This is a genomic window from Streptomyces sp. YPW6 (genome assembly GCF_018866325.1).
Lineage (GTDB): Bacteria > Actinomycetota > Actinomycetes > Streptomycetales > Streptomycetaceae > Streptomyces.
The window spans coordinates 6,370,546-6,391,244 of sequence record NZ_CP076457.1 but is presented as its reverse complement, the minus strand read 5'-3'; the positions used below and the strand labels follow the sequence as shown (position 1 = coordinate 6,391,244).

Here is a 20,699-nt window from a genome sequence, read left to right as displayed (position 1 = left end):
CTACGTCCTCCCACGAACCAAAAGGAAACCGGGGTACCGATCCGTTGCGGATCCGTACCCCGGTCAACCGTAATGCCTCGGTGTTACGCGTCCGTGCCCTGCGCGGCGGCGACCTGGCGTGCGACGGCGGCCTTCACCAGGCCCGCGAAGAGCGGGTGCGGGCGGGTCGGGCGCGAGCGCAGCTCCGGGTGCGCCTGGGTGGCGACCAGGTAGGGGTGGACCTCGCGCGGGTACTCGACGTACTCGACGAGCTTGTTGTCCGGGGAGGTGCCGGAGAAGACGAGTCCGGCCTTCTTCTCCAGTTCGGCGCGGTAGCCGTTGTTGACCTCGTAGCGGTGGCGGTGGCGCTCCTCGACGTAGGGCTCACCCGCGTAGGCCTCGCGCACCAGGGAGCCCTCGGCGAGCTTGGCCGGGTAGAGGCCGAGCCGCATGGTGCCGCCGAGGTCGCCCGCGCCCTCGACGTAGGCGAGCTGCTCCTCCATCGTCGAGATGACGGGGTGCGAGGTGGCGGCGTCGAACTCGGTGGAGTTGGCGTCGGGGATCTCGGCGAGGTTGCGCGCCGCCTCGATCACGATGCACTGGAGGCCCAGGCAGAGGCCGAGCAGCGGGACCTGGTGCTCACGGGCGTAGCGGATGGCGCCGACCTTGCCGTCGACGCCGCGCTCGCCGAAGCCGCCGGGGATGCAGATCGCGTCCACGTCGCCGAGGTGCTCGGCCGCTCCGGCGGGGGTGCGGCAGTCGTCGGAGGTGACCCACTTGACCTTGACCCGGGCCTTGTTGGCGAAGCCGCCGGCGCGGATCGCCTCGGTGACCGAGAGGTAGGCGTCGGGCAGGTCGATGTACTTGCCGACCAGGGCGACGGTGACCTCGTGGTCGGGGTTGTGGACCCGGTCCAGCAGGTCGTCCCAGGTGGTCCAGTCGACGTCGCGGAAGGGCAGGTCGAGCTTGCGCACGACGTAGGCGTCCAGGCCCTCGGTGTGCAGCACCTTGGGGATGTCGTAGATCGACTTGGCGTCGATCGCGGCGACCACGGCGGCCTCGTCGACGTCGCACATCAGCGAGATCTTGCGCTTGATGGCGGTGGGGACCTCGCGGTCGGCGCGCAGCACGATGGCGTCGGGCTGGATACCGATGTTGCGCAGGGCGGCGACCGAGTGCTGGGTGGGCTTGGTCTTCAGCTCGCCGGAGGGGCCGATGTAGGGCAGCAGCGAGATGTGCACGACGAAGACGTTGTCCCGGCCGACCTCGTGGCGGACCTGACGGACGGTCTCCAGGAACGGCAGCGACTCGATGTCGCCGACCGTGCCGCCGACCTCGGTGATGACGACGTCCACGTCGTCGGTGGCCATCCGGCGGATGCGGTGCTTGATCTCGTTGGTGATGTGCGGGATGACCTGGACGGTGTCGCCGAGGTACTCACCGCGCCGCTCCTTGGCGATGACCTGGGAGTAGACCTGGCCGGTCGTGACGTTGGCGGAGCCGTCGAGGTCGACGTCGAGGAAACGCTCGTAGTGGCCGATGTCCAGGTCGGTCTCGGCGCCGTCGTTGGTGACGAACACCTCACCGTGCTGGAACGGGTTCATCGTGCCGGGGTCGACGTTGAGGTAGGGGTCGAGCTTCTGCATGGTGACCCGCAGGCCACGCGCCTTGAGCAGGGCACCCAGGCTGGAGGCAGTCAGACCCTTGCCGAGGGAGGAGGCGACACCCCCGGTGACGAAGATGTGCTTGGTCGTCGTGGATGTGGGCTGCATGGCCAAAGGGGGCTCCCGTGGTCGCGATTCTGAGGTGCGTACAGCAGCCGAACCGGGGATTCCGGGGGCGCCGACGCTGCGGTTCGGGGGCCTCGTCCGCTGTCAGAGACGACCACCGTCCACGGGCTACCAGGGTAACAGCGACGGCGGGAGGCTGCTTCCGGCCACACCCTGCACAAGGGCGTCACACCATCACCCCAGTCAATTCACGTCCCACCCGATCAGCTCAGAGATCTTCCGGGCACCGTCGCGCGGATCTTCGCGGTGCGTCGTATCCTGCTCAAACACTCGCTGCCGAGACGGCCGGGCGGCGGCACCACCCAGGCCGCCCACCGGTACAGGAACTCGTCGGATCTTCCCGGGTGAAAGACCCTACGACCCCCTTGACCCGCAGTAAGCGCCCTTTGACAGGGCGACATGGCCGTTCGACTGGAGACGCACGTGGCCGGGCGCATCGAGGATTACGCACTCATCGGAGACATGCAGACCGCCGCCCTGGTCTGCCGGGACGGCACAGCGGACTGGCTGTGCCTCCCCCGCTTCGACTCACACGCCGTCTTCGCGGGGCTGCTGGGCACCGAGGAGCACGGCTTCTGGCGCCTGGGGCCCGCAAGAGCGGAAGGAACGGAACCAGCCAACGCCGACCGTCGGAGCTACCGCGGCGACTCCCTCATCCTGGAATCGGAGTGGGACACACCGCGCGGCACCGTACGGGTGACCGATTTCATGCCCCCGCGTGACGGTGCCCCCCAGCTCATCCGGATCGTGGAAGGTGTCAGCGGCCGGGTGCCGATGCGCTCGGAACTGCGGATGCGCTTCAGCTACGGCCGGGTGACGCCGTGGGTGCACAAGGTCGACAACCGTACGGTCGCCGTCGCCGGACCGGACTCGGTCTGGCTGGACACCGAAGCGGAAACGTATGGCCAGAATCTGACCACGTACTCCGACTTCACGGTGGGCCCCGGCGACCGGGTGGCCTTCACGATCAGCTGGCAGCCCTCGCACCACGAGCCGCCCGCCCTTCCCGAGCCGGAGAACTCGCTGGAGGCTACGGAGAACTTCTGGCGCGAATGGGTCGAGCAGTGCACGTACCACGGGCCCTACCGGGAGGCGGTCGTCCGCTCCCTGATCACGCTCAAGGCCCTCACGTACGCGCCGACCGGCGGCATCGTCGCCGCCCCGACGACCTCGCTTCCCGAGGAGATCGGGGGCGTACGGAACTGGGACTACCGCTACACCTGGCTGCGGGACGCCGCGATCACCCTCTCCTCGCTGCTGCGCACCGGCTACCGGGAAGAGGCCCGGGCATGGCGTGAGTGGCTGCTGCGGGCGGTGGCGGGCGACCCGGAGAACCTCCAGATCATGTACGGCATCGCCGGTGAGCGCGAGCTCGGCGAGGCGGAGCTGGACTGGCTGCCCGGTTACGAGAACTCCACCCCGGTCCGCGTCGGCAACGGCGCCGCCAACCAGCTCCAGCTGGACGTGTACGGCGAGGTCACCGAGGCACTGCACCTGGCGCACATGACGGGGCTGACCCGCAACGACTACGCCATGGGCCTCCAGCTCAAGCTGATCGAGTATCTGGAGAAGCACTGGGAGGAGCCCGACGAGGGCATCTGGGAGGTGCGCGGGCCGCGCCGCCACTTCGTGCACTCGAAGGTGATGGCGTGGGTCGCGGTCGACCGGACGATCAAGCTGATCGAGTCCGGGGACGCGGACGGTCCGCTGGAGCGGTGGTACGAGCTCCGCGACGACATCCACCGGGACGTCTGCGAGCGGGGCTACGACAAGGAGCGCAACACCTTCACCCAGTCCTACGGGTCGAAGGAGCTGGACGCCTCCTTGCTGCTCATCCCGCAGATGGGCTTCCTGCCGCCGGACGACAAGCGGGTCATCGGCACCATCGAGGCGATCCAGCGGGAGCTGTCCACGGAGGACGGCTTCATCCTGCGTTACCCCACCGAGGGCGAGGACGCGGGGGTCGACGGTCTGGAGGGCGACGAGGGCGCGTTCCTGGCCTGCTCGTTCTGGATGGCGGACGACCTCGCGATGATCGGCCGGGTCGACGAGGCGCGCCAGTTGTTCGAGAAGCTGCTGTCGCTCCGCAACGACCTGGGCCTGCTGGCCGAGGAGTGGGACTCGAACCTCCAGCGCCAGGTGGGGAACTTCCCCCAGGCGTTCAGCCACGTCCCGCTGATCGACACGGCCCTGCGGCTGACGGCGAGCGGCGCGTACGTGGGCTGAGCCCGCACACGGAATCCGGGCCTCCCCTGCGATGCGCGCCCCGTGCCCCGGGCGGTAGCGTCCTGAACAGGACGACCGCCCGGGGCACGGGCGTGGAACAAGGGGAAAGCGGGCCGGGTACGTGGAGAGCCACAGCGGAATCACCGTGCAGCGGGCGCTGGAGCTGCCGGGGCTGCGCGCCGGGCTCCCGGAGGTGGTGGCCGGCGCCGACCGGCTGAACCGCACGGTGCGCTGGGTGCACGCGGGCGAGGTCCCGAACATCGCCTCGCTCCTCAAGGGCGGCGAGCTGCTCCTGACGACCGGGCTCGGTCTGGGCGCCCGCCCCGCCGAACAGCGCGCCTTCGTCCGGCGCCTCGCCGACCGGGGCATCGCGGCCCTGGTGGTGGAGCTGGGCCCGCGCTTCGGCCGGCTGCCCGCCTCCATCGTGGACGCCGCCCGCGCGGCCGGGCTGCCGCTGGTCCAGCTGCACCGCGAGGTGCCGTTCGTCGCGGTGACCGAGGAGGTCCACACCGAGATCGTCAACGGGCACTACGCACTGCTCCAGCAGGCGGAGGAGGTGCACCGGCGGGCCACCCGGGCGCTGCTCGACGGGGGCGGGGTCCCGCAGGTCCTCGGGATCCTCGCCGACTTCACCGCCAACCCGGTGTTCCTGGAGACCCCCGACGGTCAGCTCCTGTACGCGGCGTCCACGGGGACCGGTCCGGTGGGCGCGGACCCGCTCCAGGTCTGGGAGGGCATGCGCGGCGACCGGGCGGCCCGGGAGTCGCCGCCGGCCGGTGCGCTCCTGGTGGACGTGCCCGGCGGCGGGCCCGAGACCGGTGCGGTACGGGCGCGGCTGGTCCTGCTCGCCGTGGCCGGGCCGCTGGCGACCGTGCACCGGATGGCGGCGGAGCGTGCGGCGGGCCTGCTGGCGGTCGTGCTGATGCAGGCCCGGCAGGAGGAGGAGCTGGCCGCCCGGGGCCGGGGCGACTTCCTGACCGACCTGGCGGAGGGCCGGATCGCCCCGGAGGACGCCCCAGCCCAGGCCCGGGTGCTCGGATTCCGCCCCGGCGGGACTCCGCTGCTCCCGGTGGTGATGCGGCTGGCCCCCGAGCTGTCCCCGTCGGGCAACTGGGCGCTGCTGGCCCGTGCGGTGCTGGAGGAGCTGGCCTCGGTCGGGGTGCCGGTACTGCTCGGCGTACGGCCGGTGGAAGGGCGGGTTCCGCTGCTGCTGGGGCTGCGTTCGGAGGGGGAGCGCACGGCGGTCGCGGACCGGGTGGCGGCGGCGCTGCGGGCGGGCGTGGAGCGGGCCGGGCTCGACCGGGCGGGGTCGCAGCCGCCGGTGGTCGTGGTCGGCGTCGCGGGCGGCTGGGCCGCGGCGGGCGCCGGGCTGCGGCACGCGTCGGAGACGGCCACGGCGGCGCAGGGTCTGGACGACCGGCCGTGGTACGACGCCCGGCGGCTCGACATCGATCTGCTGCTGTGGCGGTTGCGGGACCATCCGGACCTGGCGGCGTTCGTGAACCGGGCGATCGGTCCGCTGCGCGAGCACGACCGCACCTCGCGCCCGCCGTTGCTGCCGACGCTCCAGGCCTATCTGGCGCACACCGGCCGCAAGGCGGAGACCGCCCGTGAGCTGCACCTCAACCGCCAGACCCTCTACAACCGGCTGGCCCGGATCGGCGAGCTGCTGGGCACGGACCTGGACGACCCGCAGACGGTGCTGGCGCTGAGCCTGGCGCTGCGGGCCCGCCGCCACACGACCTGACGGGGCCGGCCCGGCGACCGGCCGGGGAGGGGCGCCGGGCTCAGCGGCCGCGCCCCGTCGCCAGCGGCTGGGCCAGCTCGTCGTAGACGCTGAGCACATGGGCGATCGTGTCGTCCTCGGTGGGCCAGCCCGCCGCCTGCACCCGCCCGGCGCCGGCGAGCCGGGCCCGCGCCGCCGGGTCCCCGAGCAGCATCGCGACCGCGCGGGCGAGTGCCTCGGCATTGCCGTACGGCACCAGCTCGGCCGCCTCACCGACCAGTTCGGGTACGCCGCCGACCGCGGTGGCGACGAGGGGCACCCCGGACCGCAGTGCCTCCTGCGCCAGCAGGGAGCGGCCCTCCCACCGGCTCGGCAGCAGGGCGAGATCGGCGGCGGCGATCAACTCCCCCACGCCGTCCCGGGATCCGATGAGTCGGACGGGCAGTTCCTCGTCCCTGATCCGTCGTTGCAGGGCCTCCCGGTCCCGCCCCTCCCCCGCGATGACGAGCAGCGGCACGGGGTCCAGCCGCCGCCAGGCGCGGGCCGCGTCCAGCAGGGTGCCGAAGCCGTGATCCGGTACGAGGCTGCCGACGGCCATCAGCAGCGGCCGTTCCACCACGCCCAGTTCGGCCCGCACCTTGCCCGCGTCGAGGGCTCCGCCCGGGGGCGGGGGCGGGATCGTGGCGGGGGCGAGCCGGGCATCGCGGGCGCCCCGCTCCCGGGCCCGGTCCACCAGGTCGGAGGAGGGGGCGAGGACCACGGCCGCCGCCCGTGCGGCGCGTCGTTCCAGCAGGTGCAGGATCTGGCGGCGGGCGCCTTCCGCGTACCGCCGGGTGTGCCAGGTCATCACGAGGGGCACGGTCCGGCCGCTCAGTGCGAGGGCGGTACGGGCGGCCGCGTGGAGTCCGTGGGCGTGGACGACGTCCGCTCCGGTGCAGGCGGCCCGCAACGTGGCGACGGCGGCCGGGTCGCTGCGCCGGGGCACCGGCAGGAAGCGGGCTCCGGCCGCCGTGAAGTCGTAGGCGCGGTCCACGGCGGCCGGCGCGCAGACGGTCACCTGCACCCCGCGCGCCACCAGCCCGGCGGCCAGCGAACCGACGTGCGCGCTGCTGCCCGCACTGCCGCCGCCCAGGACTTGGACCGTACGCAGCTGTGACACGTTGATTGGCTCCCCGGGGCTCCGGAGTCGGCGGTAGGGACAGCGCCAAGGATGCCAGCCCGTACGCGCGTTGCGGCACCGCCGTAACGTTGCTGCCGCACTCACGGCGACAACCGACCACACCACATCACCCTCACGGGTGAATCACGCAGGAAAGGCGGGACGCAGGGCCGCCGTCGTCAGGGGAAGGCGGACACGGGCGGACGCGTTACCGCCCCCGCCCGCACGCCCGCACGGGAGGTGCGGGCGCCGGACGGCCCCGCACCCCCCGGCCTCACCCGTCGGCGCGGGCCGTGGCCAGCAGTTCCTCGGCGTGGGCGCGGGCCGTCTCGGAGTCCTCCTGGCCCGCCAGCATCCGCGACAGCTCACGGACCCGGTCCTCGCCCTCCAGGACGGTGACGCCGCTGCGGGTCACCGAACCGTCCACGGTCTTCTCGACCAGCAACTGCCGGTCGGCGAAGGCCGCGACCTGCGGCAGGTGGGTCACGACGACCACCTGCGCGGACCTGGCGAGCTTGGCGAGCCGGCGGCCGACCTCGACGGCCGCCTTGCCGCCGACGCCCGCGTCGACCTCGTCGAAGAGATACGTCGGCACGGGGTCGGAGCCCGCGAAGACGACCTCGACGGCGAGCATCACCCGGGACAGCTCACCGCCCGACGCGCCCTTGGCGATCGGCCGGGGCTGGGCGCCCGGGTGCGGGGCGAGGAGCAGTTCCACCTCGTCGGCGCCCGAAGGACCGTAGACGACGCTCCGCCCGCCGATGTCGATACCGGAGGCCTCGTCCGCCGCCTGGGTCTGCCGGATGGCGAAGGAGACCCGGGCGTGCGGCATGGCGAGCGAGGCCAGCTCCTCGGTCACCGCCTCCGCGAACCGGGCGGCGGCCTCGGTCCGGGCATCGGTCAACGCCTGCCCGAGATCGGAGAGTTCGGCCCGCAGCGCAGCGTGCTCGGCGGTCAGCTCGCCGATCCGATCGTCGTCGCCCTCCAGCTCGGTGAGCCGGCCCGCGCCCTCCTGGGCCCAGGCCAGCACGGACGCGATGTCCTCGCCGTACTTGCGGGTCAGGGCGGTCAGCGCGGCCCGGCGCTCCTCCACCGCGGCCAGCCGCAGCGGATCGGCGTCGAGCTGGTCGGCGTACCCCGCCAGTTCACCGGAGACGTCGGCGAGCAGGATGGAGATCTCCCCCACCCGGTCGGCCAGCGCGGCCAGCGCCGGGTCGTGGGCCCGGACCCCGTCCAGGGCCTGTCCGGCGGCGGCGACCACGGTGGTGGCGTCGACGCTCTCCGGGTCCTCCGGGTTCCCCGCCAGCGCGGTGTGCGCGAGCGAGGCGGCGGAGGCGAGGGCCTCGGCGTGCCCGAGCCGCTCCGCCTCGGCGGCCAGCTCGACGTCCTCCCCCGGCAACGGCTCGACGGCGGCGACCTCGTTCAGTCCGAAGCGCAGCAGATCCGCCTCCTGGGCCCGCTCCCGGGCCCGGGTGGTCAGCTCCTCCAGCTCGGCGGCGACGGCGCGCAGCCGCCGGTAGGCGGCCGCGTACTTGGCGTGCGGGACCGCCACGCCGTCCCCGGCGTACCGGTCCAGGGCGCCCCGCTGCCGGGCGGGCTTGAGCAGGCCCTGCTGGTCGGTCTGGCCGTGCACGGCGACGAGTTCGTCCGCCAGCTCGGTCAGGACCCCCACCGGCACGGATCTGCCGCCGAGGTGGGCCCGTGAGCGTCCTTCGGCCGACACGGTACGGCTGATCAGCAGCGCACCGTCGTCGAGTTCCGCCCCGGCCTCCTCGGCCCGCAGCGCCGCCGCGTCGCCCCCGGACACGGTGATCCGGCCCTCGACGACCGCGGCCTTGGCCCCGACCCGTACGAGGGCGGGGTCCGCGCGCCCGCCGAGCAGCAGCCCGAGGCTCGTGACGACCATGGTCTTGCCCGCACCGGTCTCACCCGTGACCGCGGTGAAACCGGGTGACAGCTCCACCACCGCGTCGTCGATGACTCCGAGCGACCGTATCCGCATCTCCTCCAACACGGACATGACCTTACGAGGTCCCGGGCCGGGCGCGCGACGGCCCCCGCTCCCGGATTCACTCTCCCGGGTAGGACGGGGGCCGCGCCTGCTCCCGGTGACCGTCAGTGGGGCGCGCCCCGCCACCCCGAGACGGGCAGCGCGAACTTCGCCACCAGCCGGTCGGTGAACGAGGCCTGGTGCAGCCGCGCCAGCCGGACGGGCACCGCGCCGCGCCGCACCTCGACCCGGGCGCCGGCGGGCAGCTCCACGGTCCGCCGCCCGTCGCACCACAGCACCCCGTGGGGCGTGTGCGGCTGGACCTCCACGGCGAGCACGGAGGTGGGCGAGGTCACCAGCGGCTTGGCGAACAGCGCGTGGGCGCTGATCGGGACCATCAGCAGCGCCTCGACCTCGGGCCACACGACGGGCCCGCCCGCGGAGAAGGCGTACGCGGTCGAACCGGTCGGGGTCGCGCAGACGATCCCGTCGCAGCCGAACCCGGTGACGGGACGGCCGTCGATCTCCAGGACGACTTCGAGCATCCGCTCGGGCGACACCTTCTGCACGGCCGCCTCGTTGAGCGCCCAGTCGCTGTGGACGACGTCGCCGTTGCTGTGCACGAGGACGTCGATCGTCATGCGTTCCTCGACCTCGTAGTCGCGGGTGACGACCCGGGAGACCACCTTGTCGAGGTCGTCGCGCTCGGCCTCGGCGAGGAAGCCGACGCGTCCGAGGTTGACGCCGAGCATCGGCACCCCGGAGGCCCGGGAGAACTCCGCGCCGCGCAGCAGGGTGCCGTCCCCGCCGAGGACGATCAGCAGTTCGCAGCCGTCCACGGCGGAGGGGCTGGTGTCGGTGACCGTCTCCACGGCGTCCGGCAGCGGCAGATCGGCGGCCTCGTCCGCGGAGACCCGTACGCCGAGGCCGTTGCGCAGCAGCCCCTGCACGACGAGCTCGGCGCTGCGGATCGCGGCCGGGCGGCCGGTGTGCGCCAGAAGGAAGACGGTTCGTGCCGTATCGGTCGTCACATTCGTCGTCAACGGGGCCCCTCCGCCACTGCACGGTCGACATCCGCGGGATCCAGCTCGGGAGCGCCGGCCCGCAGCCACAGAAAGTACTCGACGTTCCCCGAGGGTCCCGGCAGCGGACTGGCCGTCACCGCGCGCACGCCGAGCCCGAGCTCCCCGGCACGCCGCGCCACTTCCCGTACCGCTTCGGCGCGCAGCTCCGGGCTCCGGACCACGCCGCCGCTGCCGAGCCGCTCCTTGCCCACCTCGAACTGCGGCTTGACCATGAGGACCAGGTCCGCGTCGGGCGCGGCGCAGCGGGCGAGGGCGGGCAGCACGAGCCCCAGCGGAATGAAGGACAGATCTCCCACCACCAGGTCGACCGCCTCACCGTCGATGTCCTCCAACGTCAACTCCCGTACGTTGGTACGGTCCTTGACGACGACCCGTTCATCGGACCGCAACGACCAGGCGAGCTGCCCGTAGCCGACGTCCACCGCGACGACCTGCCGGACCCCGGCCCGCAGCAGCACATCGGTGAACCCGCCGGTGGAGGCCCCGGCGTCCAGCGCCCGCCGCCCCTCGACGGCGAGTCCGAGCGGCACGAAGGCGGCGAGCGCCCCGGCCAGCTTGTGCCCGCCGCGCGAGACGTAGTCCGGGTCGCCGTCGTCCTGGGTGACGACGATCGCGGCCGCCGTCTCGACCTGGGTGGCGGGTTTGGTCGCGGTGGTCCGGCCGACGGTGACGCGCCCCGCGGCGATCAGCTGGCTCGCGTGCTCGCGCGAGCGGGCGAGCTTGCGGCGTACCAGCTCGGCGTCGAGGCGGCGACGTGCCACTCCTGCCACGTTCGGTTCAGCTCCTGTTGTCGTGACGCGTGTCGTGCGTGCGGTGCGTGTGCTGCGTGTCGTGCGCGCGCGGCGTGGGCGTGGGTACGGGACCGGGTGCGGCGGCCGGACGGGAGTCCAGCGAGGTCAGTTCGGCCCGCAGCCCACGGTGTACATCCTCGTACACCTCGATGTGCCCGTCCGCAGGGAGGTGGTCGGCGTCGGCGAGCCGCTCCAGCCGGGCGTCCACCGCGCCGTGGCCGGTGGGGGTGCGCACGACCCCGAGCGGCGCGGGCCCGGCGGGCTCGAAGGAGGGTGCCGTCACGGCGGGCCCACCGTCCGCCGGCTGCCCGTCCACCGGGGCGTCGGGCGTGCTCACGGGCGGTGTCCCCGCTTCCGGCGTCCAGTCGCTCATGCCGAAACGCTACCGCGACCCGGCGGTGTACCGTCGAGCACGATGGCGACCATGGCGGAGTGCCGCAGCGCACTGAGAAGACTGTCCGACAACCTCGCAGCCGCCGAGGGCGACGTGCGCAGCGCGGCTGCCCTCGACCGCTCGCTGAGCTGCCACATCAAGGATCTCGACATCACGTTCACCGGCCGGCTGGCCGATGGCCGGATCCAGGTGGCGGACACGGTCGAAGGACCGCCCGGGGAGAAGGCGGAGATCAGGCTCGCGATGACGGGCGACGACCTGGTGGCCCTGGTGGACGGCGACCTGAACTTCGCGAAGGCGTGGGCGTCGGGCCGCGTACGTCTGGAGGCGGGCTTCCGGGACCTGCTGAAACTGCGGTCCCTGCTGTAGGCCGAGCCCGTCCGGCGATGGAGGACGAGCCTCTCAGGCGGCAACCTTCCGCGCCTTGCGCGCGGCCGGCACCACGAGCGGCGTCCCCGTCTCCGGATCGTCGATCACCTGGCACCGCATCCCGAACACCCGCTCCACCAGCTCCGCGTCGACGACCTCCGAAGGCGCCCCCTCGGCGACGATCACCCCGTCCCGCATCGCGATGAGATGCGTGGCGTACCGCGCGGCGTGGTTCAGATCATGGAGGACGGCGACCAGGGTGCGGCCCTGCGTCTCGTGCAGCTCGGCGCAGAGGTCCAGTACGTCGATCTGGTGCTGGATGTCGAGGTACGTCGTCGGCTCGTCGAGCAGCAGCAGCGGCGTCTGCTGGGCCAGCGCCATGGCGATCCAGACCCGCTGGCGCTGCCCGCCGGACAGCTCGTCGACGTGGCGCTCGGCCAGCCCGGCCACACCGGTGGACTCCATCGACTCGTCGACCACCCGCTCGTCCTCCGGCGACCACTGCCGCAGGAGCCCCTGGTGGGGATAGCGGCCACGGGCGACTAGGTCGGCGACGGTGATCCCGTCGGGGGCGGTGGAGGACTGCGGCAGCAGCCCCAGCGTCCGGGCGACCTTCTTCGCCGGCAGCTGGTGGATGGTCTGCCCGTCCAGCAGCACCTGTCCCCGGCTCGGCTTCAGCATCCGGGCGAGGGCCCGCAGCAGGGTGGACTTGCCGCAGGCGTTGGGGCCGACGATCACCGTGAAGGAGTGGTCGGGAATCTCGACCGAGAGGTTCTCCGCGATGACCCGCTGGTCGTATCCGAGGGTCACCGATTCCGCGGTGAGGCGCTGCATGGTCGTACTCCCGGAGTCGGTGAGGTGGAGCGGTACGGCGCGGGGCACGGGCGGACCACCGGCAGCACCAGGTTAGGTTAACCTATCCTCCGCCTGGCGCCGCGGGTCCCGGTGGCCTCCCCGACGCCCAACCCCCTCGCGGGGCAGGGACATCGGGCGGCAGCGGGCGGGGTGATCCGGAGCCTCGAACCGCCCCCAGCCGAGACCGGTTCGGACGGGGCGGATCCAGGCGGGACCGATGCGGACGGGTCGGATGCAGGCACGTCCGGTGCGGGCGGGTCCGGGTGCAGGCAGGTCCGGTGCGGCTGCTCCCGGCTCGGAGGGGTACGACTCGGAGGGGTACGGCTCCAAGCGTGGCAGAGCGGTTCAGAGCTGAAGGCTCGCGAGGGCCTTCCCCGCGTCCAGCCCGCACACACCCGCACCTGCGAACGCCCAGGCCGCCGCGCAGAGCGCCCGCAGCCCGTCGAGCGCGTCGCCTTCCCCCTCCAGGGCCAACGCGTCCCCGCGCACCAAGGCCGTCCAGCCGCCGCAGCGGTACGCGTCCATGTCCGGGGTCACCTCGGGCTGCCCGGTCAGCAGCCCCCGCAGATCGCGGTCCACATAGGTCGGCCGGTGCTCCGGCGGAGCGGCGAGGAGCTGGGCCGCTTCGGTCACCCCGGTCAGCACCAGCAGTGAGTCCACGCCCCCGTTGAACGCCCCCTCGATGTCCGTGTCCAGCCGGTCCCCGACGACGATCGGCCGCTGCGCCCCGGTCCGCAGCACGGTCTCGCGGTGCATCGGCGGCAACGGCTTTCCCGCCACCTGCGGCTCGGCCCCGGTGGCGATCCGGACAACCTCGACAGCGGCCCCGTTGCCGGGTGCGATGCCCCGGGCGCCCGGGATGGTCAGATCGGTGTTGGACGCGAACCACGGCAGCCCGCGCCGGACGGCGTAGCTCGCCTCGGCGAACCGGCCCCACGTCATGTCCGGCCCCCCGTACCCCTGGACCACGGCGGCCGGGTCGTCGTCCGCCGACTCCACCGGCTCCAGACCGCGCTCCCGCAACGCGACCCGCAGGCCCTCGCCACCGATCGCCAGCACGCGCGCCCCGGAGGGCAGCTGGTCGGCCACCAGCCGGGCGACGGCCTGGGCGGAGGTGATCACGTCGGAGGGTTCGGCGGGCACCCCCAGCTCCGTCAGATGCTCCGCCACCGCGTCCGGCGTCCGCAGCGCGTTGTTGGTGACGTACGCGAGGTGCATGCCCCCGGCCCGCGCGGCGGCCAGCGAGTCGACGGCGTGGACGATGGCCTCGCCGCCGGCGTACACCACCCCGTCGAGGTCGAGGAGAGCCGTGTCGTACGCCTCGTTCAGCGCCGTGGCGCTCCCCGACGGCCGAACGCGGTCCTGCTGGTGGCTCATATGACTCGCTCCTCTTCGCTCTGCGTCTGCCCCGATCATCGCGTATGCCCCAGGCACACATACGATGCCCTGATGAACACTTCAGGTCCCGTCGACCAGGGGCTGCGGCTGTTCCCGTTCCGCGGACTGCGATACGTCCCCGAGCGGGTCGGCAGCCTTGCCGCCGTGACCTCGCCCCCGTACGACGTGGTCGTGCGGCCGGACGGGCTGCACCACCTGGAGTCGGCGGATCCGCACAACATCGTGCGCCTCATCCTCCCCCAGGCCGGCACGGCCCGGGACCGGCACCGGCAGGCGGCCGACACGCTGGACCGCTGGCTGGCCGAGGGGGTCATCGCCCCGGACCCGGACCCGGTGCTGTACGTCTACGAGCAGCGCAACGACGAGATCCTCCAGCGCGGCCTGATCGGCGCCCTGGCCCTCTCCCCCGCCGACGAGGGCATCGTGCTGCCCCACGAGGACGTCATGGACGACGTCGTCGAGGACCGCGCGGAACTGATGCGTACGACAGGGGCCCATCTGGAGCCGCTCCTGCTGACGTACCGCGGCGACGGGGACAGGCAGACGGGGGCGGGGGCGGTGATCGACCGTACGGTGCTGCGGGAACCGCTGCTCGCCACGACGACGGAGGACGGCTTCCGGCACCGGCTGTGGGCGGTGACGGACCCGTCGGACCGGCGTGAGATCGAGACAGACCTCGCCCGGCACCAGGCGCTCATCGCGGACGGCCACCACCGCTGGGCGACCTACCTCCGGCTCCAGCGGGAACGGACCGCCCCGGGCCCCTGGGACTACGGCCTAGTCCTCCTCGTCGACACGGCCCGCCACCCGCTCCAGGTCCGCGCCATCCACCGGCTCCTGCGCGGTCTGCCCCTCTCCCGGGCCCTGAAGGCGCTCTCCGGCCACTTCCGCCTCCAGCGGGTCGACGGGCCGCTCCCCCGGGCCCTCGATGTCCTGGCCGAAGCGGCGGCCGCCGGCAATGCGTTCCTCCTCGCCGGCGACGGGGGCTTCCACCTGGTGGACCGCCCGGATCCGGCCCTGCTGGCCCGCACCGTCCGGGCGGACCGCCCCCATGCCTGGCGCACCCTGGACGCGACGGTCCTGCACTCCGCACTGCTCGACGAGGTGTGGCGGATCCCCGACGCACCCGAACACATCGGCTACATCCACGACACCGCGGCAGCCGTCGAGCAGGCGGAACGCCTCGGCGCCACGGCGGTCCTGATGCATCCCGTACGCGAGGAGGTCGTCCGGGACCTGGCCCGCCAGGGCGTGACGATGCCGCGCAAGTCGACGTCGTTCGGACCGAAGCCGGCCACGGGCCTGGTCATGCGGAGTCTCGCGCTCGACTGACCACCGGCCGGACAGTGAAGCGGGGGCGGCACTCCGGTCGGAGTGCCGCCCCGCTTCTCGTCTCAGCGATCAGGCCTGGCCGGAACCGTCCGCAGGTCCGTCCTCGTCACGAGGCTCGGCCTCGTCGGCCGCGTCCGCATCCTCGTCATCGAGGGCGTCGACGAACTCGACACCGTCCAGCTCGGCGAGCCGGTCCGACGCGTCCGTGGAGCCGTCCTTGTCGGCCTCCAGCGCCTTCCCGAACCACTCCCGCGCCTCGTCCTCGCGCCCGGCTTCCAGCAGGGCGTCCGCGTACGCGTACCGCAGACGCGCGGTCCACGGCTGCACGGAGCTGGACGCCAGCTCGGGGCTCTGGAGCGTCACGATGGCGGCGTCGAGCTGGCCCATGTCCCGTCGGGCGCCGGCGGCCACGAGCCGCATCTCGACCTTCCCGGCCTTGTCCAGCTTCTGCACCTCGGGCTCGCCGGCCATGGCCATCGCCCGCTCGGGCCGGCCGAGCCCGCGCTCGCAGTCCGCCATGACGGGCCACAGCTCGACGGACCCGGTCATCCGCCGGGCCGCCCGGAACTCGGCGAGCGCTTCGGTGTACCGCTGCGTCGCGTACGCCGCGAACCCGGCCGCCTCACGGACGGCGGCGACGCGGGAGGCGAGCCGAAGGGCGATCCGGGAGTACCCGTACGCCTCCTCCGGGTCCTCGTCGATCAGCCGGGCCACCATCACGAGGTTGCGCGCGACATCCTCGGCGAGGGTCTTCGGCAGGCTCATGAGCTCCTGGCGCACGTCCTTGTCGATCTCGTCGCCCGTGACGTCCTCCGGAATCGGCAGCCGCTTGATCGGCTCCCGGTCCCGGTCACGGTCGTCGCGTCCCCGGAAACCTCCGCGGTCCCGGTCATCGCGCTGACCACCACGGTATCCACCGCGGTCCTCGCGGCGGAAGCCACCGCCCCGGTTGTCGTCCCGACGGAAGCCACCACCGCGGCTGTCGTCACGGCGGAACCCACCACCGGAGCCGCTCCTGTCACGGTCACGGTCGTCCCGGCGGAAACCGCCGCCGGAGGGCCGGTCGTCGTCACGGCGGGGACCGCGCGGGCGGTCATCACGCCGGTCGAAACCGCCGCCGGGGCGGCCACCGCGGTCATCGCGCCGGTCGAAGCCACCGCTGGGGCGGCCACCGCGGTACCCACCGCGGTCGTCATCACGACGGGGACCGCGATCCCGGTCACGGTCGCGGTCGTCCCGACGGAACCCACCACCACGGTTGTCGTCGCGACGGAAACCACCACCAGAAGGCCGGTCGTCGTCACGGCGGGGACCGCGCGGACGGTCATCACGCCGGTCAAAGCCTCCACGGTTGTCATCCCGACGGAAGCCACCACCACGGTTGTCGTCGCGACGGAAGCCGCCACCAGAAGGCCGGTCGTCATCTCGGCGGGGACCGCGCGGACGGTCATCACGCCGGTCGAAACCACCACGGTTGTCGTCCCGGCGGAACCCACCACCGGAACCACCCCGGCTGTCGTCCCGGCGGAAGCCGCCGCCGGAAGGCCGGTCGTCGTCGCGGCGGGGACCGCGCGGGCGGTCATCACGCCGGTCGAAACCGCCGCCGGGGCGGCCACCGCGGTCATCGCGCCGGTCGAAGCCACCGCTGGGGCGGCCACCGCGGTACCCACCGCGGTCGTCATCACGACGGGGACCGCGATCCCGGTCACGGTCGCGGTCGTCCCGACGGAACCCACCGCTACGGCTGTCGTCGCGACGGAAACCACCACCAGAAGGCCGGTCGTCATCTCGGCGGGGACCGCGCGGACGGTCATCACGCCGGTCGAAACCACCACGGTTGTCGTCCCGACGGAACCCACCACCGGAACCACCACGGCTGTCATCACGACGGAAACCACCACCGGAAGGCCGGCTGTCGTCTCGGCGCGGGCCCCGGTCGCGATCCCGGTCGTCGCGGCGGTAGCCGCCACGGTCGTTGTCGCGTCGAGGTGCGCCGGAACCGGACCGGTCGTCACGACCACCGCGGTAACCGCCCCGGTCACCGCCGTCCCGGCGACGCGGCTCGCGCTCCGGACGGTCGTCGGGAGAGTTGGTGGACATGGGTGTGACTCCTGTCTTCGGGTACCACAGACATTCTCGCGCAGCCGACCAGCCGACGCGCTCCAGAAAAACAAAAGGACCCCTGGTCCCAGCGTGAACGCTGGGACCAGGGGTCCTTGAAAGATTGTTCGGCGGCGTCCTACTCTCCCACAGGGTCCCCCCTGCAGTACCATCGGCGCTGAAAGGCTTAGCTTCCGGGTTCGGAATGTAACCGGGCGTTTCCCTAACGCAATGACCACCGAAACCCTATCGGGTTCTAGCGAACAAGCACACTCTTCAATTAAGTAGTGAAACTGTTCAACCGGTGCGATAACTGTTCGCAACCCGGGAACAACACAGTGGACGCGAGCAACTGAGGACAAGCCCTCGGCCTATTAGTACCAGTCAGCTCCACCCGTTACCGGGCTTCCACATCTGGCCTATCAACCCAGTCGTCTACTGGGAGCCTTAACCCCTCAAAGGAGGTGGGAATACTCATCTCGAAGCAGGCTTCCCGCTTAGATGCTTTCAGCGGTTATCCTTTCCGAACGTAGCCAACCAGCCATGCCCTTGGCAGAACAACTGGCACACCAGAGGTTCGTCCGTCCCGGTCCTCTCGTACTAGGGACAGCCCTTCTCAATATTCCTACGCGCACAGCGGATAGGGACCGAACTGTCTCACGACGTTCTAAACCCAGCTCGCGTACCGCTTTAATGGGCGAACAGCCCAACCCTTGGGACCGACTCCAGCCCCAGGATGCGACGAGCCGACATCGAGGTGCCAAACCATCCCGTCGATATGGACTCTTGGGAAGATCAGCCTGTTATCCCCGGGGTACCTTTTATCCGTTGAGCGACAGCGCTTCCACAAGCCACTGCCGGATCACTAGTCCCGACTTTCGTCCCTGCTCGACCCGTCGGTCTCACAGTCAAGCTCCCTTGTGCACTTACACTCAACACCTGATTACCAACCAGGCTGAGGGAACCTTTGGGCGCCTCCGTTACTCTTTAGGAGGCAACCGCCCCAGTTAAACTACCCATCAGACACTGTCCCTGATCCGGATCACGGACCCAGGTTAGACATCCAGCACGACCAGAGTGGTATTTCAACGACGACTCCACAACCACTGGCGTGGCCGCTTCACAGTCTCCCACCTATCCTACACAAGCCGAACCGAACACCAATATCAAACTGTAGTAAAGGTCCCGGGGTCTTTCCGTCCTGCTGCGCGAAACGAGCATCTTTACTCGTAGTGCAATTTCACCGGGCCTATGGTTGAGACAGTCGAGAAGTCGTTACGCCATTCGTGCAGGTCGGAACTTACCCGACAAGGAATTTCGCTACCTTAGGATGGTTATAGTTACCACCGCCGTTTACTGGCGCTTAAGTTCTCAGCTTCGCCACCCCGAAGAGCAGCTAACCGGTCCCCTTAACGTTCCAGCACCGGGCAGGCGTCAGTCCGTATACATCGCCTTACGGCTTCGCACGGACCTGTGTTTTTAGTAAACAGTCGCTTCTCGCTGGTCTCTGCGGCCACCCCCAGCTCAAGCAGCACGTGCTATCACCAGAAATGGCCCCCCTTCTCCCGAAGTTACGGGGGCATTTTGCCGAGTTCCTTAACCATAGTTCACCCGAACGCCTCGGTATTCTCTACCTGACCACCTGAGTCGGTTTAGGGTACGGGCCGCCATGAAACTCGCTAGAGGCTTTTCTCGACAGCATAGGATCATCCACTTCACCGCAATCGGCTCGGCATCAGGTCTCAGACTCCATGCACGACGGATTTACCTACCGTGCGTCCTACACCCTTACCCCGGGACAACCACCGCCCGGGCTGGACTACCTTCCTGCGTCACCCCATCGCTTACCTACTACAAGTCTGGTTCATCGGCTCCACCACTACCCTCAACTCCGAAGAGATCGGGCCGGCTTCACGGACTTAGCATCGCCTGATTCAGTACTGGGCGTTTCAAAGCGGGTACCGGAATATCAACCGGTTGTCCATCGACTACGCCTGTCGGCCTCGCCTTAGGTCCCGACTTACCCTGGGCAGATCAGCTTGACCCAGGAACCCTTAGTCAATCGGCGCACACGTTTCTCACGTGTGTATCGCTACTCATGCCTGCATTCTCACTCGTGAACCGTCCACAACTCGCTTCCGCGGCTGCTTCACCCGGCACACGACGCTCCCCTACCCATCCATACTCCCGTTGAGGATATGTGTATGAATGACACGACTTCGGCGGTACGCTTGAGCCCCGCTACATTGTCGGCGCGGAATCACTTGACCAGTGAGCTATTACGCACTCTTTCAAGGATGGCTGCTTCTAAGCCAACCTCCTGGTTGTCTCTGCGACTCCACATCCTTTCCCACTTAGCGTACGCTTAGGGGCCTTAGTCGATGCTCTGGGCTGTTTCCCTCTCGACCATGGAGCTTATCCCCCACAGTCTCACTGCCGCGCTCTCACTTACCGGCATTCGGAGTTTGGCTAAGGTCAGTAACCCGGTAGGGCCCATCGCCTATCCAGTGCTCTACCTCCGGCAAGAAACACACGACGCTGCACCTAAATGCATTTCGGGAGAACCAGCTATCACGGAGTTTGATTGGCCTTTCACGCCCTAACCACAGGTCATCCCCCAGGTTTTCAACCCTGGTGGGTTCGGTCCTCCACGAAGTCTTACCTCCGCTTCAACCTGCCCATGGCTAGATCACTCCGCTTCGGGTCTAGAGCGTGCAACTCAAACGCCCTGTTCGGACTCGCTTTCGCTACGGCTTCCCCACACGGGTTAACCTCGCTACACACCGCTAACTCGCAGGCTCATTCTTCAAAAGGCACGCAGTCACGACACAAGAAACAAGTTCCTTGTGCGACGCTCCCACGGCTTGTAGGCACACGGTTTCAGGTACTATTTCACTCCGCTCCCGCGGTACTTTTCACCATTCCCTCACGGTACTATCCGCTATCGGTCACCAGGGAATATTTAGGCTTAGCGGGTGGTCCCGCCAGATTCACACGGGATTTCTCGGGCCCCGTGCTACTTGGGTGTCTCTCAAACAAGCCGCTGATGTTTCAGCTACGGGGGTCTTACCCTCTACGCCGGACCTTTCGCATGTCCTTCGCCTACACCAACGGTTTCTGACTCGTCTCACAGCCGGCAGACCATGACAGAGAGATCCCACAACCCCGTATACGCAACCCCTGCCGGGTATCACACGCATACGGTTTGGCCTCATCCAGTTTCGCTCGCCACTACTCCCGGAATCACGGTTGTTTTCTCTTCCTGAGGGTACTGAGATGTTTCACTTCCCCTCGTTCCCTCCACACTGCCTATGTGTTCAGCAGCGGGTGACAGCCCATGACGACTGCCGGGTTTCCCCATTCGGAAACCCCCGGATCACAGCTCGGTTGACAGCTCCCCGGGGACTATCGTGGCCTCCCACGTCCTTCATCGGTTCCTGGTGCCAAGGCATCCACCGTGCGCCCTTAAAAACTTGGCCACAGATGCTCGCGTCCACTGTGCAGT

At 70.3% G+C, this 20,699-nt stretch carries 14 protein-coding genes and 2 rRNA genes; 4 read left to right on the top strand and 12 right to left on the bottom strand.

Annotated features, from left to right (window positions below; translation table 11 throughout):
• Positions 1 to 83: 83 nt before the first annotated feature.
• Positions 84 to 1,751, bottom strand: coding sequence for a CTP synthase (locus KME66_RS28010; protein WP_073221706.1), 1,668 nt, complete (start codon positions 1,749 to 1,751; stop codon positions 84 to 86).
• A 417-nt stretch (positions 1,752 to 2,168) separates the two neighbouring features.
• Here KME66_RS28010 and KME66_RS28005 point away from each other — a divergent pair, with 417 nt between their 5' ends.
• Complete coding sequence (locus KME66_RS28005) at positions 2,169 to 3,995, top strand: glycoside hydrolase family 15 protein (RefSeq protein WP_101927997.1); 1,827 nt, start codon at positions 2,169 to 2,171, stop codon at positions 3,993 to 3,995.
• A gap of 121 nt (positions 3,996 to 4,116) precedes the next feature.
• Positions 4,117 to 5,742, top strand: coding sequence for a PucR family transcriptional regulator (locus KME66_RS28000; RefSeq protein WP_073221704.1), 1,626 nt, complete (start codon positions 4,117 to 4,119; stop codon positions 5,740 to 5,742).
• Positions 5,743 to 5,782: 40 nt separating this feature from the next.
• On the opposite strand, the gene KME66_RS27995 is transcribed toward KME66_RS28000, so the two are convergent.
• The 5 genes from KME66_RS27995 to KME66_RS27975 all read right to left on the bottom strand — a co-directional run bounded on the left by KME66_RS27995 (position 5,783) and on the right by KME66_RS27975 (position 11,119).
• Complete coding sequence (locus tag KME66_RS27995; protein WP_216327266.1) at positions 5,783 to 6,880, bottom strand: glycosyltransferase family 4 protein; 1,098 nt, start codon at positions 6,878 to 6,880, stop codon at positions 5,783 to 5,785.
• 274 nt (positions 6,881 to 7,154) lie between these two features.
• Entirely contained in the window at positions 7,155 to 8,900 is a 1,746-nt protein-coding gene (gene recN / locus KME66_RS27990) for a DNA repair protein RecN (RefSeq protein ID WP_216327264.1), read from the bottom strand.
• Between the two features lie 95 nt (positions 8,901 to 8,995).
• Positions 8,996 to 9,901, bottom strand: coding sequence for an NAD kinase (locus KME66_RS27985; RefSeq protein WP_073221694.1), 906 nt, complete (start codon positions 9,899 to 9,901; stop codon positions 8,996 to 8,998).
• Between the two features lie 8 nt (positions 9,902 to 9,909).
• On the bottom strand, positions 9,910 to 10,725 hold the full coding sequence (locus KME66_RS27980) for a TlyA family RNA methyltransferase (protein WP_073221691.1): 816 nt from the start codon (positions 10,723 to 10,725) through the stop codon (positions 9,910 to 9,912).
• A 7-nt stretch (positions 10,726 to 10,732) separates the two neighbouring features.
• Entirely contained in the window at positions 10,733 to 11,119 is a 387-nt protein-coding gene (locus KME66_RS27975) for a hypothetical protein (protein WP_216327262.1), read from the bottom strand.
• Between the two features lie 42 nt (positions 11,120 to 11,161).
• Between KME66_RS27975 and KME66_RS27970 the strand changes: the two genes are divergently transcribed.
• On the top strand, positions 11,162 to 11,509 hold the full coding sequence (locus KME66_RS27970; RefSeq protein ID WP_216327259.1) for an SCP2 sterol-binding domain-containing protein: 348 nt from the start codon (positions 11,162 to 11,164) through the stop codon (positions 11,507 to 11,509).
• A 33-nt stretch (positions 11,510 to 11,542) separates the two neighbouring features.
• On the opposite strand, the gene KME66_RS27965 is transcribed toward KME66_RS27970, so the two are convergent.
• Together KME66_RS27965 and KME66_RS27960 are read right to left on the bottom strand one after the other, a co-directional pair.
• Complete coding sequence (locus tag KME66_RS27965; RefSeq protein ID WP_216327256.1) at positions 11,543 to 12,343, bottom strand: ABC transporter ATP-binding protein; 801 nt, start codon at positions 12,341 to 12,343, stop codon at positions 11,543 to 11,545.
• Positions 12,344 to 12,709: 366 nt separating this feature from the next.
• On the bottom strand, positions 12,710 to 13,741 hold the full coding sequence (locus tag KME66_RS27960) for an HAD-IIA family hydrolase (protein ID WP_216327253.1): 1,032 nt from the start codon (positions 13,739 to 13,741) through the stop codon (positions 12,710 to 12,712).
• Positions 13,742 to 13,813: 72 nt separating this feature from the next.
• Here KME66_RS27960 and KME66_RS27955 point away from each other — a divergent pair, with 72 nt between their 5' ends.
• Positions 13,814 to 15,094: a DUF1015 family protein gene (locus KME66_RS27955; RefSeq protein ID WP_216327250.1), complete on the top strand. Its 1,281-nt coding sequence runs from the start codon at positions 13,814 to 13,816 to the stop codon at positions 15,092 to 15,094.
• Between the two features lie 69 nt (positions 15,095 to 15,163).
• Here the strand turns inward: KME66_RS27955 and KME66_RS27950 are convergent, their stop codons facing one another.
• From KME66_RS27950 to KME66_RS27935, 4 genes are all read right to left on the bottom strand, one after another.
• Complete coding sequence (locus KME66_RS27950) at positions 15,164 to 15,859, bottom strand: tetratricopeptide repeat protein (RefSeq protein ID WP_253208623.1); 696 nt, start codon at positions 15,857 to 15,859, stop codon at positions 15,164 to 15,166.
• Positions 15,856 to 17,109, bottom strand: a complete 1,254-nt coding sequence (locus KME66_RS34480) for a hypothetical protein (protein ID WP_216329828.1) — start codon at positions 17,107 to 17,109, stop codon at positions 15,856 to 15,858. Before KME66_RS34480 ends, KME66_RS27950 begins: the two co-directional genes overlap by 4 nt.
• Before the next feature lie 211 nt (positions 17,110 to 17,320).
• A 5S ribosomal RNA gene (gene rrf, locus KME66_RS27940) occupies positions 17,321 to 17,437 on the bottom strand.
• A gap of 111 nt (positions 17,438 to 17,548) precedes the next feature.
• A 23S ribosomal RNA gene (locus tag KME66_RS27935) occupies positions 17,549 to 20,673 on the bottom strand.
• Positions 20,674 to 20,699: the final 26 nt, after the last annotated feature.

What these genes read in the sequence shown, in the direction of transcription:
- KME66_RS28005 (WP_101927997.1), top strand. Translation starts at nt 2,169, where the DNA reads ATGGCCGTTCGACTGGAGACGCACGTGGCCGGGCGCATCGAGGATTAC.
- recN (WP_216327264.1), bottom strand. Translation starts at nt 8,900, where the DNA reads ATGTCCGTGTTGGAGGAGATGCGGATACGGTCGCTCGGAGTCATCGAC.
- KME66_RS27960 (WP_216327253.1), bottom strand. Translation starts at nt 13,741, where the DNA reads ATGAGCCACCAGCAGGACCGCGTTCGGCCGTCGGGGAGCGCCACGGCG.
- KME66_RS28010 (WP_073221706.1), bottom strand. Translation starts at nt 1,751, where the DNA reads ATGCAGCCCACATCCACGACGACCAAGCACATCTTCGTCACCGGGGGT.
- KME66_RS27975 (WP_216327262.1), bottom strand. Translation starts at nt 11,119, where the DNA reads ATGAGCGACTGGACGCCGGAAGCGGGGACACCGCCCGTGAGCACGCCC.
- KME66_RS27950 (WP_253208623.1), bottom strand. Translation starts at nt 15,859, where the DNA reads ATGAGCCTGCCGAAGACCCTCGCCGAGGATGTCGCGCGCAACCTCGTG.
- KME66_RS27955 (WP_216327250.1), top strand. Translation starts at nt 13,814, where the DNA reads ATGAACACTTCAGGTCCCGTCGACCAGGGGCTGCGGCTGTTCCCGTTC.
- KME66_RS27965 (WP_216327256.1), bottom strand. Translation starts at nt 12,343, where the DNA reads ATGCAGCGCCTCACCGCGGAATCGGTGACCCTCGGATACGACCAGCGG.
- KME66_RS27970 (WP_216327259.1), top strand. Translation starts at nt 11,162, where the DNA reads ATGGCGACCATGGCGGAGTGCCGCAGCGCACTGAGAAGACTGTCCGAC.